General features: G+C 61.5%; 11 protein-coding genes and 2 pseudogenes. 11 read left to right on the top strand and 2 right to left on the bottom strand.

All coding sequences use genetic code 11. From position 1 onward, the window contains the following. The first annotated feature begins 60 nt into the window (after nucleotides 1-60). The 7 genes and pseudogenes from PseuLF5_RS22230 to PseuLF5_RS22255 all read left to right on the top strand — a co-directional run bounded on the left by PseuLF5_RS22230 (nucleotide 61) and on the right by PseuLF5_RS22255 (nucleotide 8921). Nucleotides 61-1026 carry a FecR family protein gene (locus PseuLF5_RS22230; RefSeq protein WP_123467158.1) on the top strand — a complete coding sequence of 322 codons (966 nt, stop codon included), beginning with the start codon at nucleotides 61-63 and terminating at the stop codon, nucleotides 1024-1026. 122 nt (nucleotides 1027-1148) lie between these two features. Further along, nucleotides 1149-3734, top strand: coding sequence for a TonB-dependent receptor (locus PseuLF5_RS22235; protein ID WP_340134767.1), 2586 nt, complete (start codon nucleotides 1149-1151; stop codon nucleotides 3732-3734). 111 nt (nucleotides 3735-3845) lie between these two features. Further along, nucleotides 3846-4442: a biliverdin-producing heme oxygenase gene (locus PseuLF5_RS22240; protein WP_340134768.1), complete on the top strand. Its 597-nt coding sequence runs from the start codon at nucleotides 3846-3848 to the stop codon at nucleotides 4440-4442. A 163-nt stretch (nucleotides 4443-4605) separates the two neighbouring features. Further along, a complete protein-coding gene (locus tag PseuLF5_RS22245; RefSeq protein ID WP_123467163.1) occupies nucleotides 4606-4995 on the top strand; it encodes a YbaN family protein in 390 nt (129 codons plus the stop codon). 519 nt (nucleotides 4996-5514) lie between these two features. Further along, nucleotides 5515-6522: pseudogene (locus tag PseuLF5_RS28325) on the top strand (PDC sensor domain-containing protein); the annotation flags it as partial. 330 nt (nucleotides 6523-6852) lie between these two features. After that, nucleotides 6853-7380 (top strand): annotated as a pseudogene (locus PseuLF5_RS28330) (methyl-accepting chemotaxis protein); the annotation flags it as partial. A 191-nt stretch (nucleotides 7381-7571) separates the two neighbouring features. Further along, nucleotides 7572-8921, top strand: a complete 1350-nt coding sequence (locus tag PseuLF5_RS22255; RefSeq protein WP_340134769.1) for a CoA transferase — start codon at nucleotides 7572-7574, stop codon at nucleotides 8919-8921. A 143-nt stretch (nucleotides 8922-9064) separates the two neighbouring features. Here the strand turns inward: PseuLF5_RS22255 and PseuLF5_RS22260 are convergent, their stop codons facing one another. Continuing rightward, the gene (locus PseuLF5_RS22260; RefSeq protein WP_340134770.1) at nucleotides 9065-9961 is read right to left on the bottom strand and encodes a DNA-3-methyladenine glycosylase family protein; all 897 of its coding nucleotides are present in this window, start codon (nucleotides 9959-9961) and stop codon (nucleotides 9065-9067) included. Further along, nucleotides 9958-11385 (bottom strand): arginine-ornithine antiporter, encoded by a 1428-nt coding sequence (gene arcD, locus PseuLF5_RS22265; protein ID WP_186746688.1) that lies wholly within the window; start codon nucleotides 11383-11385, stop codon nucleotides 9958-9960. The genes PseuLF5_RS22260 and arcD (PseuLF5_RS22265) overlap by 4 nt, the downstream gene beginning before the upstream one ends. A gap of 591 nt (nucleotides 11386-11976) precedes the next feature. Here arcD (PseuLF5_RS22265) and arcD (PseuLF5_RS22270) point away from each other — a divergent pair. The 4 genes from arcD (PseuLF5_RS22270) to arcC all read left to right on the top strand — a co-directional run bounded on the left by arcD (PseuLF5_RS22270) (nucleotide 11977) and on the right by arcC (nucleotide 16865). After that, nucleotides 11977-13404, top strand: a complete 1428-nt coding sequence (gene arcD / locus PseuLF5_RS22270) for an arginine-ornithine antiporter (protein ID WP_222832207.1) — start codon at nucleotides 11977-11979, stop codon at nucleotides 13402-13404. A 34-nt stretch (nucleotides 13405-13438) separates the two neighbouring features. Continuing rightward, the gene (gene arcA / locus PseuLF5_RS22275; protein WP_123467175.1) at nucleotides 13439-14695 is read left to right on the top strand and encodes an arginine deiminase; all 1257 of its coding nucleotides are present in this window, start codon (nucleotides 13439-13441) and stop codon (nucleotides 14693-14695) included. A 69-nt stretch (nucleotides 14696-14764) separates the two neighbouring features. Then, nucleotides 14765-15775 (top strand): ornithine carbamoyltransferase, encoded by a 1011-nt coding sequence (locus PseuLF5_RS22280; protein ID WP_128614871.1) that lies wholly within the window; start codon nucleotides 14765-14767, stop codon nucleotides 15773-15775. 160 nt (nucleotides 15776-15935) lie between these two features. After that, a complete protein-coding gene (gene arcC, locus PseuLF5_RS22285; RefSeq protein ID WP_123467179.1) occupies nucleotides 15936-16865 on the top strand; it encodes a carbamate kinase in 930 nt (309 codons plus the stop codon). Nucleotides 16866-16920 lie beyond the last annotated feature (55 nt).

The raw sequence follows: 16920 nt of genomic DNA on the forward strand, positions 1-16920 counted from the left end.
CTGGCTTGCAGCTTGCGGCTTGAAACTTGAAACTGCTTTGCAAAAGCTCGAGGACACACCGTGACGGACACCCACCGCCCGCCTTCGCCCGCAACGGCGCAGGACGCCGCCCGTGCAATGGACCAGGCTCTGGACTGGCTCATCGTGCTCGGCAGCCCGGACGAGGAGCAGACCCGGCAGTTCCACGCCTGGCTGGCGGCCGATCCGTTGAATGCCGAGGCGTTCGCCAAGGCTCAGGCGATCTGGGATGGGCCGCAAGTGGTGCAATGCGCGCAGAGTCTCGCTGCGCAGCCTGCAAAAATCACTGTCCTCAAACGTCTGCGCCCGCACTGGAAACCATTGGCCACCGCCGCCGTGCTGATCCTCGGCCTGTTCAGTTTCAGCAACCTGCCGATGCGCCTCCAGGCCGATCACCTGACCGTGGTCGGCGAGCGTCAGCGCCTGCAACTGGAGGATGGCTCCAAGGTGCTGCTCAACACCAACTCCGCATTTTCCAGCACCATCAACGAGCGCCAGCGAGTAGCACGGCTGTATCAGGGTGAAGCGTTTTTCGAGGTCGCCGCCAACCGTGCTCAGCCACTGGAAATCGACGCCGGCCCGGTACAGGCCAGCGTGCGCGACACCGCGTTCGCCGTGCGTTATCTGGACGGCGTGGCGCAGGTCAATGTGCAACGTGGCGATGTCGATCTGCGCGCCACCCACAACGATGCACGGGTGCGGTTGTCCGCCGGGGAGAGCATCCGCATCGGCCCCAACGGTTTTGATCGCCCGGCCAAGCTCGATGCAACCACCGACCTGGCCTGGGTCCAGGGCCGGCTGGTGTTCGAGAACTGCCCGTTGAATCAGGTCCTGGCGGAACTGCGCCGCTACTACCCGGGCTGGATCATCAACACCAACGAGGAGCTGGCCGACGTCAATGTCACCGGTAACTATCGCCTCGACCAGCCACTGGACGCAGTGCGCTCCCTCGCCCACATCACATCGGCGCGCCTGCAGGAATTCCCGGCGCTGGTGATCCTGAACTAAATGAGAATTATTTTTACTCGATAGCGAAAGTCCGTTCGTCTCGTTATAGCCAATGCAATTGATTCGCATCTTCTGATGCCGATCAGCACCTATAAAGATTCGTGCGACACGGAGCGCTATCGATGTCCTCTCGCCTTACCCGCCAGACTGCTTCCCCTTCCCGCGTATTGTCGCTGCTGACGGCCGCCATCCTCATGGCCGGTACTGCACCGCTGATGGCTGCCACCGAACAACCGGCGCGCAACATGGGTGATTATTCGTTCTCGATCGGCCAGCAACCGCTGGTGTCGGCGCTCAATGCCTTCACCGCCGTGACCGGTTGGCAGGTCGGCTTGCCGGCGGAACTGGGTCAGGGTGTGTCCTCGCCGGGCGTGCGTGGCTCGCTGCCACCGGAAAAAGCCCTGGAGCGTCTGTTGGTGGGGACCAATCTGAGCTTCCGCAAAATCAGTAACAACAACGTCGTACTGGAAAAACGCAACGCCAGCGGCACGCTCAATCTGGATCAGGTGACCATCAGCGCCACCCGTCAGGAGCAATCGGTCAACAGCGTGCCGGCCACCGTCACCGTGCAGACCCGCCAGGATCTGGACCGCAACAACGTCAACACCATCAAGGATCTGGTGCGCTACGAACCGGGCGTGTCCGTCGGCGGTGCCGGCCAGCGCGGCGGCATCAGCGGCTACAACATCCGTGGTATCGACGGCGACCGCATCCTGACCCAAGTCGACGGTGTCGAAGTGCCGGACGGTTTCTTCAACGGCCCGTACGCCAAGACCCAGCGCAATTACGTCGACCCGGAAATCGTCAAACGCGTGGAAATCCTTCGCGGCCCGGCCTCGGTGCTGTACGGCAGCAACGCCATCGGCGGCGCCGTCAGCTACTACACCCTCGACCCGGACGACATCATCAAGCCCGGCAAGGACGTCGGCGCGCGCCTGAAAACCGGCTACAGCTCCGCCGATGACAGTTGGCTGAAATCCGCCACCGTCGCCGGCCGCGCCGAGCAGTTCGACGGCTTGCTGCACTACAGCCAGCGCGACGGCCATGAAACCGACTCCTACGGCAGCAACAACGGCACCGGTCTGCAACGCACCGCCGCCAACCCGGAAGACGTCAACGCCTACAACGTACTGGCCAAGATCGGCTGGAACTACAACGAAGATGCGCGTCTGGGCCTGACCTACGAAAAGTACAAGGATGATCGCGACACCGATCAGAAAAGTGCTTATGGCGGGCCGTACTTCAATGGCGCACCGACCATTCCGAACAGCGTACTGCCCGGCGGCATGTATCAGTGGCGGACCGGCAACGACACCATCACCCGTGAGCGTTTCGGCATCGAACACTCGTTCGCCCTCGACAGCCTGCTGGTCGACAACGTGAAGTGGAGCCTCAACCACCAGATCGCCAAGACCGACCAGAGCACCACCGAGTTCTACTACCCGATCACCCGTAAAGTGCTGCGCACCCGTGACACCCTTTACGAAGAAAAGCAGTGGGTGTTCGACGCTCAGCTGGACAAGGCCTTCGCCATCGGCGAGACCGACCACGTCCTGACTTACGGCACCACCATCAAGCAACAGAAAGTCACCGGCTCGCGCAGCGGCAACGGCACGTGCCTGGCCGTCGGTCGTGGCTGCACCGCCATTGGTGCGACCAGTAGCGCTGACGTGCTGACCAAGGCCACCGACTTCCCGGACCCGACCATCAACACCTACAGCGTGTTCGCTCAGGATCAGATCAGCTGGAACAACTGGACCTTCCTGCCGGGCCTGCGCTACGACTACACCCAGCTCAAACCGCACATCACCCAGGAATTCCTCAATACCGTGGCGGCTGATGGCCAAGGCACGGTCAGCGACGAGAACAAGACCTGGCACAAAGTCTCGCCAAAATTCGGCCTGACCTACGCCCTGACCGACCACTACACCTGGTACGGTCAGTACGCCGAAGGTTTCCGCACGCCGACCGCGAAAGCCCTGTACGGCCGCTTCGAAAACACCACCACCGGTTATAGCGTGGCGCCGAACCCGGACCTCGAACCGGAAAAAAGCAAAAGCTACGAAACCGGTCTGCGTGGCCAATTCGAACAAGGCTCGTTCGATGTGGCGGTGTTCTATAACAAGTACCGTGATTTCATCAACGAAGACGCTGTGACCCCGGGTCGCAACGAACTGACGTTCCAGTCGGCCAACATCAAGCACGCCACCATCAAGGGCGCGGAAGTCAAAGGTCGCTTGAATCTGGATGCGTTTGGTGCCCCGCAAGGCCTCTACACCCAAGGCTCGATCGCCTACGCCTACGGTCGCAACAACGACAACGGCGAGCCACTCAACAGCGTCAATCCGCTGACCGGCGTGTTCGGCCTGGGTTACGACCAGGACCACTACGGCGGCCTGCTGAGCTGGACCGTGGTGAAGAAAAAGGACCGCGTCGACGACAGCAACTTCAAGTCGCCGGATGGCGTCAGCAGCCAGTTCAAAACCCCGGGCTTCGGCATTCTTGATCTGGCCGGGTACTACAAAGTCACCGACGACGTCACCGTCAGCGGCGGCATCTACAACCTGACCGACAAGAAATACTGGCTGTGGGATGACGTGCGCGGTTACGACAGCGTCGGCGAGGCTTCGGTAACGCAACCGGCCAACCTTGATCGCCTGACCCAACCGGGCCGCAACTTCGCGATAAACCTGATCTGGGACATCTGATCCGGTCAACCTCACGGCGTGTGTTCAGGCACCGCGCCGTGAGGTTTTTTTACGCTTGCACGTTGCCTTGTTCGTCTCGTTATCAAGCGCCTCTTTTATCAAGGACATGTCATGACCATTTCGGAAAAAGCCCTGCGTTCACAACGCCTGAACCAGATCACCCACGCGCCGCACAGCAAGCTCGACGCCCTGGTCAAAGCCCACGCGCCGTTCGAGACCCGCGCCAGCTTCGCCCGCTTTGTGGTCGCGCAGTACCTGTTCCAGTCGGAACTGGTCGACCTCTACAACGACGCTGAACTGAGCGCCATCGTCCCGGATCTGCCGGCCCGTTGCCGCGCGGAAGCGGCCAAGGCTGATCTCGCTGATCTGGACACCGAAGTCCCGGCGCCAGTGGCGGGTGCCGTGGCCAACCCGAGCAAGGCCCGCGCCCTGGGCTGGCTGTTTGTTTCCGAAGGGTCAAAGCTCGGCGCGGCGTTCCTGATCAAGCGCGCCGTCGCGCTGGAGCTGAGCGAAAGCTTCGGTGCCCGTCACCTCGGCGAGCCAGAAGGCGGCCGTGCCGAAGGCTGGAAGCGCTTTGTGCGTACGCTCGATTCGCTGCAGTTCAGCGCTGAAGAAGAGGCTGAAGTCGAGCAAGGCGCACTGGATGCGTTCAACCGCTTCACCGTGCTGCTGGAACAGGCTTACGCCACCGAAGCAGAACCGGCCTGACTGACACAACACACGACCCTGTGGGAGCTGGCTTGCCAGCGATGGCGATAGATCAGTCAATACGATGTCGACTGTCCCACCGCTATCGCTGGCAAGCCAGCTCCCACAGGGATCTGTGCAAGCCTGTAGAATCCCCGTTTCGCCTCACTGCAATCCCGAGCCCATGCCGCAACCCGCCTCCTCGAAACTCGCCCGCCTGCTGTTCGGCCTGCTGGCCTACGTCAGCCTCGGCATTGGCCTGATTGCCATCGTCGTGCCCGGTCTGCCGACCACCGAGTTCATCCTGCTCGCCGCCTGGGCCGCGACCCGCAGCTCGCCGCGCCTGAGTGCCTGGCTGGAAAACCATCGGCTGTTCGGGCCGATCCTGAGCAACTGGCGCAACGGCAAGATCATCGCGCGTAAAGCCAAGGTCAGCGCCACGGTCAGCATGCTGCTGTGCGCGACACTGATGCTGATCATGCTCGATCATGGCTGGCCGGTTTACCTGGCGATTGCCGGGATGAGCCTGGGCAATCTTTGGATCTGGTCGCGCCCGGAATCTATCCCTGCCTGATTCCCTCGCCACAAAAGCCTCATCAGCACAAAAACACTCCGGCGTTCATCAGCCTGAAACTTCCCTGTAATTAATCGCCTTTTCAGCACAATCCCCTGCGCAAACGTTTAGCGCTGACCGTTCGTCGGCAACGTCCTCATGCACCTGCGTCAGGCGCCGATGTGCATGGCATGGCGCTGAATGGATTTGGCGAAACGGGTCGTGCGTACCCGAAGCCACCCGTTTATTCATTCACGAGATCGCCCCATGTTCGACTCTCTCTCCATTCGCCTGAAAATCGTCCTGCTCTCCGGTCTGTGCCTGCTCGGTGTGGTCGCGTTGATCGTCGGCATGAACATTTACCAGACCAACCAGAACGACGAACTGGTCAGCGACTCCAGCAACAAGTTGCTCACCGCCAGCGTGCAGAACCTGTTGCAGGCCAAGGCTGCGGAACAAGCAGTGCGGGTGCAGAAAACCTTCGGCGAAAGCCTGACGGTGATCACCGCCCTCGCCGACCAGATCAAGGACATGCGGGTGATGGCCGCCAAGCGTTCGCTGGACGCCGGCGCCCTGCGCGAAGAGCTGAACCTGAGCCTGAAGACCGCCTTCGAGCGCAACGACAAAGTGCTCGGCATCTGGCTCGCCTTCGAACCCAACGGCCTCGACGGCAAGGACAGCGAGTTCGTCAATGACGCCGCACGCCAGTCCAACGAAGCCGGGCGTTTCGCGACGTATTGGAGCCGCGCTGCCGGCTCGGCGCTGAACACGATCATGGTCGAAGAAGACATGACCAAGACCACCCTCAGCCTCAGCGGCACGCCGTACAACAGCTGGTACACCTGCCCTCGCGACAACAAGCGTACCTGCCTGCTTGACCCGTACGCCGACACCGTCGGTGGCAAGGAAATGCTCATGACGACCATTTCCGTGCCGCTGATCGTCGACGGCAAGGCCATTGGCGTGGTCGGGGTCGACATCGCCCTCGACGCCCTGCAAGCGGCCGCCGTGGATTCCCAGCGCAACCTGTTCAACAACGCCGGGCACATGCTGATCGTCTCCGGCAGCGGCGTGCTCGGTGCCGACAGTTCCGATGCAACCAAGGTCGGCAAGAAAATCACTGACACCCTCGGCGCCGACGGCAAGGACCTGCTGCAACTGATCAACAGCGGCACACCAAAGATTCTCGAACAGGGCGAGCTGATTCGCGCCGTGTATCCGGTCGACCCGATTGGCAACTCGCGGGCCTGGGGCGTGGTCATCGACCTGCCGAAACAGGTGCTGCTGGCCGACTCGGTCAAGCTGCAAGCGGTGCTCGACGACGCGCAGGAAACCGGTGTGATCACCGCGCTGCTGGTCGCTGTGGTCGCCGGCCTGATTGGTCTGCTGCTGATCTGGCTGACCGCGTCCGGCGTCACCCGGCCGATCAACAGCGTTGCTGAAATGCTGAAGAACATTGCCAGCGGTGAAGGTGATCTGACTCAGCGTCTGAACTACAGCAAAAAGGACGAACTGGGCGAACTGGTGAACTGGTTCAACCGCTTCCTCGACAAGCTGCAACCGACCATCGCCCAGATCAAGCAGAGCATCACCGAGGCCCGGGGCACCGCCGATCAGTCTTCGGAAATTGCGCGCCAGACCAGTGAAGGCATGCAGGTGCAGTTCCGCGAAATCGATCAGGTCGCCACCGCGTCCAACGAAATGAGCGCCACCGCCCACGACGTCGCCAACAGCGCCTCGAACGCCGCCAACGCGGCCAAGGGTGCCGATCAATCGGCCAGGGACGGCATGTCGATCATCGAACGCAGCACCCGCGACATCAATCAACTGGCCGACGAAGTCAGCAAAGCGGTGACCGAAGTCGAAGCGCTGGCGGTCAACAGCGAGCAAATCGGCTCGGTGCTGGAAGTGATCCGCAGCATCGCCGAACAGACCAATCTGCTGGCCCTGAACGCCGCCATCGAAGCGGCCCGCGCCGGTGAGAGCGGCCGTGGTTTCGCGGTGGTGGCCGATGAAGTGCGCAACCTCGCCAAACGCACCCAGGATTCGGTGGAAGAAATCCGCATCGTCATCGAGCGCATCCAGACTGGCACCCGTGGCGTGGTCGCGACCATGCATTCGAGCCAGACCCAGGCCCACAACAACGCCGGGCAGATCCGTCAGGCGGTGGACGCACTGGGCAAGATCAGCGATGCGGTGACGGTGATCAGCGACATGAACCTGCAGATCGCCAGCGCCGCCGAGCAGCAGAGCGCGGTGGCCGAAGAGGTCAACCGCAATGTCTCGGCGATTCGCACCGTCACCGAGACACTGACCGAGCAAGCCACTGAGTCGGCGGCGATCAGCAGCCAGCTCAATGCACTGGCCAGTCAGCAGATGAAATTGATGGATCAGTTCCGCGTATAAGCCACACCGTTGAACCCTGTGGGAGCGAGCTTGCTCGCGAATGCGGTCTGCCATTCAATGATGATGTTGAATGTGATGACCTCTTCGCGAGCAAGCTCGCGCCCACAGTGGTGAGTGTTCACCCGCTGGCGTTTTCATCTGACTCGAGATTGTTTTGCACTATCATCGCCCTCTCTTCCGGAGGGCCTTCGATGACTGATCTGCTCACGTCCATTCAAGCCGCACTCGGCTTGCCGCACACGCCGATTCCCTTCACCGCACAGGGCGCCCTGCCCTCGGCATTCGCCGTCACCGACCTGGCCTGCGCGAGCATCGCCGCGGCCGGTCAGGCCGTCAGCGAACTGCTCCAGCAACAAACCGGACACTTGCCCGCCGTCGAAGTCGACCGAAGACTGGCCTCGTTCTGGTTCGCCACCTCGTTGCGTCCGATGGGCTGGGAAGTCCCACCACTGTGGGATGCGGTGGCCGGTGACTACGCAACCCGGGACGGCTGGGTCCGCCTGCACACTAATGCCCCGCACCACCGCGCCGCCGCTGAACATGTGCTCGGCGCCTGCGCCGACCGTGCCGCGATGGCAGCAAAAGTCGCGCAGTGGACCAGTGCCGATCTGGAACAAGCACTGGTCGAGACCAAGGGCTGCGCCGCCGAAATGCGCAGTTGGGCGCAGTGGCAGCAGCATCCGCAGGGAATGGCGGTGAATGCCGAACCGCTGGTGCATGTCATCCATTCGCAGGCTGGAAACGTCAGTGTGTGGCAAGGCTCGGCGGCGCAACCGCTGGCCGGCCTCAAGATGCTGGACCTGACCCGCGTACTCGCCGGCCCCACCGCCAGCCGTTTTCTTGCGGGCCTCGGCGCGAACGTGCTGCGGATCGACCCACCGGGCTGGAACGAACCAGGCGTGGTCCCGGAAGTCACCCTTGGCAAACGCTGCGCTCGGCTGGATCTGCATGTTCCGGCAGATCGTGCGGTGTTTGAAAACCTGCTCAAGGACGCCGACATCCTGTTGCACGGCTACCGCGCCGACGCGCTGGAACACCTCGGTTTCGGCGCCGAGCGCCGCCGACAACTGGCCCCAGGGCTGATCGACGTCTGCCTCAACGCCTACGGCTGGAGCGGCCCGTGGCAGAACCGTCGCGGCTTCGACAGCCTGGTGCAGATGAGCAGCGGCATCGCCGAGGCCGGGCAGCGCTGGAAAACCGCTGACAAGCCAACGCCACTGCCGGTGCAGGCGCTGGACCATGCGACCGGGTATCTGCTGGCGGCGAGTGCGATGCGCCTTTTGACTGAACGTTTAAAGACTGGTCGGGGTGGCGCGGCGCGTCTGTCACTGGCGCGCACGGCGAAGTTGTTGATTGAGCATGGGCCGGGGACGAGCGAGGCGTTGCGCGCCGAAGATGCGCAGGATCAAAATTCAGTGTTGGAGCAGACACCCTGGGGGCCGGCGCACCGCTTGCTGGCACCGCTGAAGATCAGCGGAACGCCGCTGCAGTGGGCGTTGCCGGCCAGCGAATTGGGTACACATCGCCCACAGTGGTTTTAATAACAGCCCCTCACCCTGACCCTCTCCCCGAGGCGCGGGGACTGATTGGGGGATATTGAAGAGGTTCACCGACCTGAAAGATCGAAGTTGAATCCATAATCGACTCGATCTTTCAGGTCGATGTCTCACGAAAGACACCGCGGTCAGCCCCCTCTCCCTCCGGGAGACGGCTGGGCTGCGGGCACAGCGCTCAAAGACGTCCACAACACCTGCGCCGCATACCCGCGACAGGGTCGCCAGGCCTCAGCCCGATCAGCCAGTTCCCGCGCCGCGGGTCGCACACCTTCCAGCACCTCCAGCGCCCGCAGCAACCCGACATCGCCATGGGGAAACCCGTCCATATCGCGCAACTGGCGCAACGCGATGTACTGCGCCGTCCACTCGCCGACCCCGTGCAACGCCAGCAAACGCGCCACGCCACTCTCGCGCCCCGGCTCGAACAACAGCGGATCTTCCAGCAGCGCCTGCGCCATGCCCGAAAGCGTCCGTCCACGACTTTTCGGCATGCCCAACGCCGCCAGATCAGCCGCCGCCAGCACCTGGACATCGGGAAATACTCGAGTCAAACCCGGTACCGCCGAGCACAACGGCGCGCCATATTGCGCCACCAGTTTCCCCGCCAGCCGGATCGCCGCGACCACGGTAATCTGCTGCCCGAGTACCGCACGAAAGGCCAGCTCCAGACCGTCCCACGCCCCCGGCACTCGCAGCCCCGGACGTTCGGCGATCAACCGCGCCAGTAACAGATCGTCAGCCAGATGCCGGTGCATCGACGGCAGATCGGCATCCAGATCAAACAACCGCCGCAGCCTCGCAACAATCTCGGGCAGTGCTGCCGGATCGGGAAAATCCAGCTCGACCTCCAACGCATCGCCCCTCCCCGGCCAGACCGACAGCGTGCCGTGGACACCGTTCAAGCCGATGCTGCGCGAATACACGCCGTCCACCACGGTTTCCATGCCGACCACTGACCGTGCAGCGAGAAAGCCCAGCATCGCCGTCCAGTCATAGGGTGGCCGATAGGCCAGCATCAACCTCACAGCGACAGCACACCACTGTACAAACCGTACGCCGCCAGCCCGGCGCCGATGATCACGCAGGTGAAAATCGCCTTCTCGACATGGGTGAACAACGGCTCGCCCTGCTCACGCTTGGCCTTGGCGAACAGCAACACCCCCGGCGCATACAACAACGCCGACAGCAGCAGATACTTCACTCCGCCGGCGTACAACAACCACACCGCGTAGCACAGGGCGATGCCGCCGATCAGCAGGTCTTTGGTGCGCTCGGCCGACGCGTGCTCATAGGTTTCGCCGCGACCGCTCAACAGCACCGCGTACGCCGCCGACCACAAATACGGCACCAGAATCATCGACGAGGCCAGGTAAATCAGGCTGGTGTAGGTGCCTGCGGAGAACAGCGTGATCAACAGGAAAATCTGGATCATCACGTTGGTCAGCCACAGTGCGTTGACCGGCACGTGGTTCTTGTTTTCCTTTTTCAGGAACGCCGGCATGGTCTTGTCCTTGGCCGTGGCGAAGAGGATTTCCGCGCACAGCAATGCCCACGACAGCAACGCACCGAGCAGGGAAATCGCCAGGCCGACGCTGATCAACAACGCGCCCCACGGCCCGACAATATGCTCGAGCACCGCCGCCAGCGAAGGGTTCTGCAGGGTCGCCAGTTCCGGCTGGCTCATGATCCCCAGCGACAGCACGTTGACCAGCACCAGCAGCGCCAGCACCCCGATGAAACCAATCACCGTGGCGCGGCCGACGTCGCTGCGTTTCTCTGCTCGCGCCGAGTAGACGCTGGCGCCTTCGATGCCGATGAACACGAACACCGTGACCAGCATCATGTTGCGCACCTGGTCCATCACCCCGCCAAAATTCGGGTTGCTGTGGCCCCAGATGTCACGGGTAAAAATATCTGCCTTGAACGCCAGCGCCGCGATGACGATGAACATGATCAACGGCACGACCTTGGCCATGGTGGTCAACTGGTTGATCAGCGCCGCCTCCTTGATCCCGCGCATCACCAGAAAATGCACGGCCCACAACAACACCGACGCGCAGGCAATGGCGACCGGGGTGTTGCCCTGACCGAAAACCGGAAAGAAGTAGCCGAGGGTGCTGAACAGCAGGACGAAATAACCGACGTTGCCCAGCCAGGCGCTGATCCAGTAACCCCACGCCGACGAGAACCCCATGTAGTCGCCAAACCCGGCCTTGGCGTAAGCGTAGACACCGGAGTCCAGTTCGGGTTTGCGATTGGCCAGGGTCTGGAACACGAACGCCAGGGTCAGCATGCCGATGGCGGTAATGCCCCAGCCGATCAGGATCGCCCCGGCATCGGCGCGTGCCGCCATGTTCTGCGGCAGGGAAAAAATCCCCCCGCCAATCATCGAACCCACTACCAAGGCGATCAACGCCCCCAGTCGCAGCTTTTGCGTCGGTTGCGACATTCCAGTCTCCCTCTTCCTGACAAAGGTTCTCGAAACCTGTTTATACCTGTGGCGAGGGGATTTATCCCCGATGGGTGGCGAAGCCGCCCCAAAACCTGAGAACTCGTTCTGCCTGATGCACCGCGCTGAATGGATCTGGGGCGGCTACGCCACCCATCGGGGATAAATCCCCTCGCCACAAGGTGTGTCTATTTCTGGGTATTAACTAAACGGATAAGCGTAAGTACGTTTATTGAATAACGCCAATCAACGCCTTTTATATATAGCCAACAACGCTAACGCATAACACGGTTAATCCGTTTTGTGCACCAATCCTGATTAATCGATTCTGTATTGAAAACAGATGCCAAAAATTTGCCAAAAGCTGAAAAGCAACTAGCGTGATAATTCGAAAGTAATAGGAGCAATTCCCAACCACATCTGCCAAAAGCCTCTGGAACAGGGCTCTTCAGGCAGCAGCTTTATGCCATCAGTCCTTTCTTAAGTCATTCATTAACAATGGAATGTGACCATGAACTGATCCAAGTCAGCTGTTTGCACAGATAACACCACTACGCTGTGAACTCTTCTCTCCTGCAATGGAGTTATGCAATGTCTGAAGCTCCCGGAAAACTACGACTCGGTGCACTCGTTGCATTGGTAGTCGGTTCAATGATCGGTGGCGGGATATTTTCGTTACCACAAAACATGGCCGCCAGCGCCGACGTCGGCGCGGTCCTGATCGGATGGGCCATCACCGCAGTCGGCATGCTCACCCTCGCTTTTGTCTTTCAGACCCTCGCCAATCGCAAACCTGACCTGGACGGCGGTGTCTACGCCTACGCCAAGGCCGGTTTCGGCGATTACATGGGTTTCTCGTCCGCCTGGGGTTACTGGATCAGTGCCTGGCTGGGCAACGTCGGTTACTTTGTTCTGCTGTTCAGCACCCTCGGGTATTTCTTTCCGGTCTTCGGCGAGGGCAACACCGTTGCTGCGGTGATCGGCGCCTCGGTGCTGCTGTGGGCCGTGCACTTCCTGGTGTTGCGCGGGATCAAGGAGGCGGCGTTCATCAACCTGGTGACCACCGTCGCCAAAGTCGTGCCGCTGCTGCTGTTCGTCCTGATCGCGGTCTTCGCGTTCAAACTGGACATCTTCACCGCTGATATCTGGGGCCTGAAAAACCCCGACCTGGGCAGCGTGATGAACCAGGTGCGCAACATGATGCTGGTCACCGTGTGGGTGTTCATCGGCATCGAGGGCGCGAGCATCTTCTCGGCGCGGGCGGAAAAACGCTCCGACGTGGGTAAGGCCACTGTAATCGGCTTCATCACCGTGCTGCTGTTCCTGGTGCTGGTGAACGTGCTGTCGCTGGGCATCATGACTCAGCCAGAACTGGCCAAGTTGCAGAACCCGTCGATGGCCGCCGTGCTCGAGCACGTGGTCGGTCACTGGGGCGCGGTGCTGATCAGCGTCGGGCTGATCATCTCGCTGCTGGGGGCGCTGCTGTCGTGGGTGCTGCTGTGCGCGGAGATCATGTTCGCCGCCGCCAAAGACCACACCATGCCGGAGTTCCTGCGTAAGGAAAACGCCAACCACGTACCGGTCAACGCCCTGTGGCTGACCAACGCGATGGTGCAGATTTTCCTGATCATCACTCTGTTCTCGGCCAGCACTTACCTGTCGCTGATCTACCTCGCCACCTCGATGATTCTGGTGCCGTACCTGTGGTCGGCAGCCTACGCCCTGCTGATCGCGGTGCGTGGCGAAACCTACGAAGGCTTCGCGGCCGAGCGGCGCAAGGACCTGATCATCGGCGGCATCGCCCTGGTCTACGCGGTCTGGCTGCTGTACGCCGGCGGCGTCAAGTACCTGCTGCTCTCGGCCCTGCTGTATGCCCCCGGCGCGATCCTGTTCGCCAAGGCCAAGCTCGAACTCAAACAAGCGGTTTTCACCAACGTCGAGAAGCTGATTTTCGCCGCGGTGGTCGTCGGTGCCCTGGTGGCTGCCTACGGTCTCTACGACGGCTTCCTGACTCTGTAATTGCCCAAAATTTTATCTCTGGAGGATCACTGCAATGACCACGGAAAAAGTTAAGTACGGCGTCCATTCCGAAGCCGGCAAACTGCGCAAAGTCATGGTTTGCTCCCCAGGTCTGGCCCACCAGCGGCTGACCCCGAACAACTGCGATGAACTGCTGTTCGACGACGTGCTGTGGGTCGCCCAGGCCAAGCGCGACCACTTCGACTTCGTGACCAAGATGCGTGAACGCGGGATCGACGTGCTGGAAATGCACAACCTGCTGACCGACATCGTCGCCATCCCTGAAGCGCTGGACTGGATTCTCGACCGCAAGGTCACCGCCGACTCGGTGGGCCTGGGCCTGATCAGCGAAGTCAAATCCTGGCTGAAAAGCCTTGAGCCACGGCACATTGCCGAGTTCCTGATCGGTGGCGTGTCGGCCGATGATCTGCCAGACAGCTTCGGTGGCAAGACCATCCAGATGTTCCGCGACTTCCTCGGCCACTCCAGCTTCATTCTGCCGCCGCTGCCGAACACCCAGTTCACCCGCGACACCACCTGCTGGATCTACGGCGGCGTGACGCTGAACCCGATGTACTGGCCGGCGCGCCGTCAGGAAACCCTGCTGACCACCGCCATCTACAAATTCCACCCGCAGTTCACCAACGCCGATTTCGAGATCTGGTACGGCGACCCGGACAAGGATCACGGCAGCGCCACCCTTGAGGGCGGCGACGTGATGCCGATCGGCAACGGTGTGGTGTTGATCGGCATGGGCGAACGTTCTTCTCGCCAGGCCATCGGCCAACTGGCGCTGAACCTGTTCAAGAACAAAGCCGTGGAGAAAGTCATCGTCGCCGGCCTGCCGAAGTCCCGCGCCGCGATGCACCTGGACACCGTGTTCAGCTTCTGCGACCGCGACCTGGTGACGATCTTCCCGGAAGTGGTCAACCAGATCGTCGCGTTCACCCTGCGCCCTGACGAAAGCAAACAGGGCGGCATCGACATTCGCCGCGAAGAAACCAACTTCCTCGATACCGTGGCCAAAGCCCTCAACCTGCCGAAGCTGCGCGTGGTGGAAACCGGCGGCAACAGCTTCGCCGCCGAACGCGAGCAATGGGACGACGGCAACAACGTGGTGGCCGTGGAACCGGGCGTGGTCATCGGCTACGACCGCAACACCTACACCAACACCCTGCTGCGCAAGGCGGGCGTGGAGGTCATCACCATCAGCGCCGGCGAACTCGGCCGCGGCCGTGGCGGCGGCCACTGCATGACCTGCCCGATCATCCGCGATCCGATCGATTACTAAACCTCTGAGCCCTGGCCGGCACTTATAAAGTGCGGCCAGGGGGATAACCGACACCGAAGGAGATCCATCATGGCTTTTAACATTCACAACCGTAACCTGCTCAGCCTGGAACACCACACCCCACGTGAGCTGCGTTACCTGCTCGACCTGTCCCGCGACCTCAAGCGCGCGAAATACACCGGCACCGAGCAACAACACCTGAAGGGCAACAACATCGCCCTGATCTTCGAAAAAACCTCGACCCGCACCCGCTGCGCGTTCGAAGTGGCGGCCTATGACCAGGGCGCCAACGTCACCTACATCGACCCGAATTCCTCGCAGATCGGCCACAAGGAAAGCATGAAAGACACGGCCCGCGTGCTGGGTCGCATGTACGACGCCATCGAGTACCGTGGCTTCAAACAGGAAATCGTCGAAGAGCTGGCGAAGTTCGCCGGGGTGCCGGTGTTCAACGGCCTGACCGACGAATATCACCCGACGCAAATGATCGCCGACGTGCTGACCATGCGTGAGCACGCCGACAAGCCGATCCATGAAATCAGCTACGCCTACCTCGGCGACGCCCGCAACAACATGGGCAACTCGCTGCTGCTGGTTGGCGCCAAACTCGGCATGGACGTGCGCATCTGTGCGCCGAAAGCCCTGTGGCCGCATGACGATCTGGTCGAGCGCTGCAACAAGTACGCGGAAGAAAGCGGTGCACGCATCACCCTGACCGAAGACCCGAAAGCCGCCGTCAAGGGCGTCGACTTCATCCACACCGACGTCTGGGTGTCGATGGGTGAACCGGTGGAAGCCTGGGCCGAACGTATCCAGCAACTGCTGCCGTACCAGGTCAACGCCGAACTGATGAAAGCCACCGGCAACCCGCGCACCAAGTTCATGCACTGCCTGCCGGCCTTCCACAACAGCGATACCAAGGTCGGCAAACAGATCGCCGAGCAGTATCCGCACCTGGCCAACGGCATCGAAGTGACCGACGACGTGTTCGAGTCGCCCGCCTGCATCGCCTTCGAGCAAGCGGAAAACCGCATGCACACGATCAAGGCGATTCTGGTCTCGACCCTGGCTGATCTGTAATTGATCGACACGGTCACTGTGGGAGCTGGCTTGCCAGCGATAACGGTGTGTCAGCCGACAGCAATGCTGACTGATACACCGCCATCGCGGGCAAGCCCGGCTCCCACAGGGATCGTATTCGTCCTGCACGAACTCACTGTTTTCTAGAAGGACATGCACCATGCGTATCGTCGTAGCTCTGGGCGGTAACGCCCTGCTCCGCCGTGGTGAACCGATGACCGCTGACAACCAGCGCGCCAACATCCGCATCGCCACCGAGCAAATCGCCAAGATCCATCCCGGCAACCAGTTGGTCATCGCCCACGGCAATGGCCCGCAAGTCGGCCTGCTGTCGCTGCAGGCGGCGGCGTACACCTCCGTCACCCCTTACCCGCTGGACGTGCTCGGTGCCGAAACCGAAGGCATGATCGGCTACATCATCGAACAGGAACTGGGCAACCTGCTGGACTTCGAGGTGCCATTCGCCACCCTGCTGACCCAGGTTGAAGTCGACGCCAAGGACCCGGCCTTCCAGAACCCGAGCAAACCGATCGGCCCGGTCTACGACAAGGCCGAAGCGGAAAAACTCGCCGCCGAGAAAGGCTGGGCCATCGCCCCGGACGGTGACAAGTTCCGCCGCGTGGTCGCCAGCCCACGGCCGAAACGCATCTTTGAAATCCGTCCGATCAAGTGGCTGCTGGACAAGGGCAGCATCGTCATCTGCGCCGGTGGTGGCGGGATTCCGACCATGTACGACGAGAATCGCCACCTCAAGGGCATCGAGGCGGTGATCGACAAGGACCTGTGCTCGTCGCTGCTCGCTGAACAGCTGGAAGCCGATTTGCTGGTGATCGCCACCGACGTCAACGCGGCGTTCATCGACTACGGCAAGCCAACGCAGAAAGCCATCGCCGAGGCGCATCCGGATGAACTGGAACGGCTGGGCTTCGCCGCCGGTTCCATGGGACCGAAGGTGCAGGCAGCCTGCGAATTCGCACGCCATACTGGCAAGGTCGCGGTGATCGGTTCGCTGGCGGACATCGAAGCAATCGTCCAGGGCACCGCCGGTACTCGCGTCAGCACCGCGAAGCCGGGCATCAGTTATCGATAAATAGAAACTCCGGGGGCAGACCCAGGGTCTGCCCTTCTCCCATGCCTTGAAAGGA

Source organism: Pseudomonas sp. LF-5 (genome assembly GCF_037626295.1).
GTDB classification, from domain to species: domain Bacteria; phylum Pseudomonadota; class Gammaproteobacteria; order Pseudomonadales; family Pseudomonadaceae; genus Aquipseudomonas; species Aquipseudomonas monsensis.

Excerpts from the sequence above, each read along its gene's own strand:
- arcA (WP_123467175.1), top strand. The coding sequence starts at position 13,439 with ATGACCACGGAAAAAGTTAAGTACGGCGTCCATTCCGAAGCCGGCAAA.
- PseuLF5_RS22245 (WP_123467163.1), top strand. The coding sequence starts at position 4,606 with ATGCCGCAACCCGCCTCCTCGAAACTCGCCCGCCTGCTGTTCGGCCTG.
- PseuLF5_RS22280 (WP_128614871.1), top strand. The coding sequence starts at position 14,765 with ATGGCTTTTAACATTCACAACCGTAACCTGCTCAGCCTGGAACACCAC.
- arcC (WP_123467179.1), top strand. The coding sequence starts at position 15,936 with ATGCGTATCGTCGTAGCTCTGGGCGGTAACGCCCTGCTCCGCCGTGGT.
- PseuLF5_RS22235 (WP_340134767.1), top strand. The coding sequence starts at position 1,149 with ATGTCCTCTCGCCTTACCCGCCAGACTGCTTCCCCTTCCCGCGTATTG.
- arcD (WP_186746688.1), bottom strand. The coding sequence starts at position 11,385 with ATGTCGCAACCGACGCAAAAGCTGCGACTGGGGGCGTTGATCGCCTTG.
- PseuLF5_RS22255 (WP_340134769.1), top strand. The coding sequence starts at position 7,572 with ATGACTGATCTGCTCACGTCCATTCAAGCCGCACTCGGCTTGCCGCAC.
- PseuLF5_RS22240 (WP_340134768.1), top strand. The coding sequence starts at position 3,846 with ATGACCATTTCGGAAAAAGCCCTGCGTTCACAACGCCTGAACCAGATC.
- arcD (WP_222832207.1), top strand. The coding sequence starts at position 11,977 with ATGTCTGAAGCTCCCGGAAAACTACGACTCGGTGCACTCGTTGCATTG.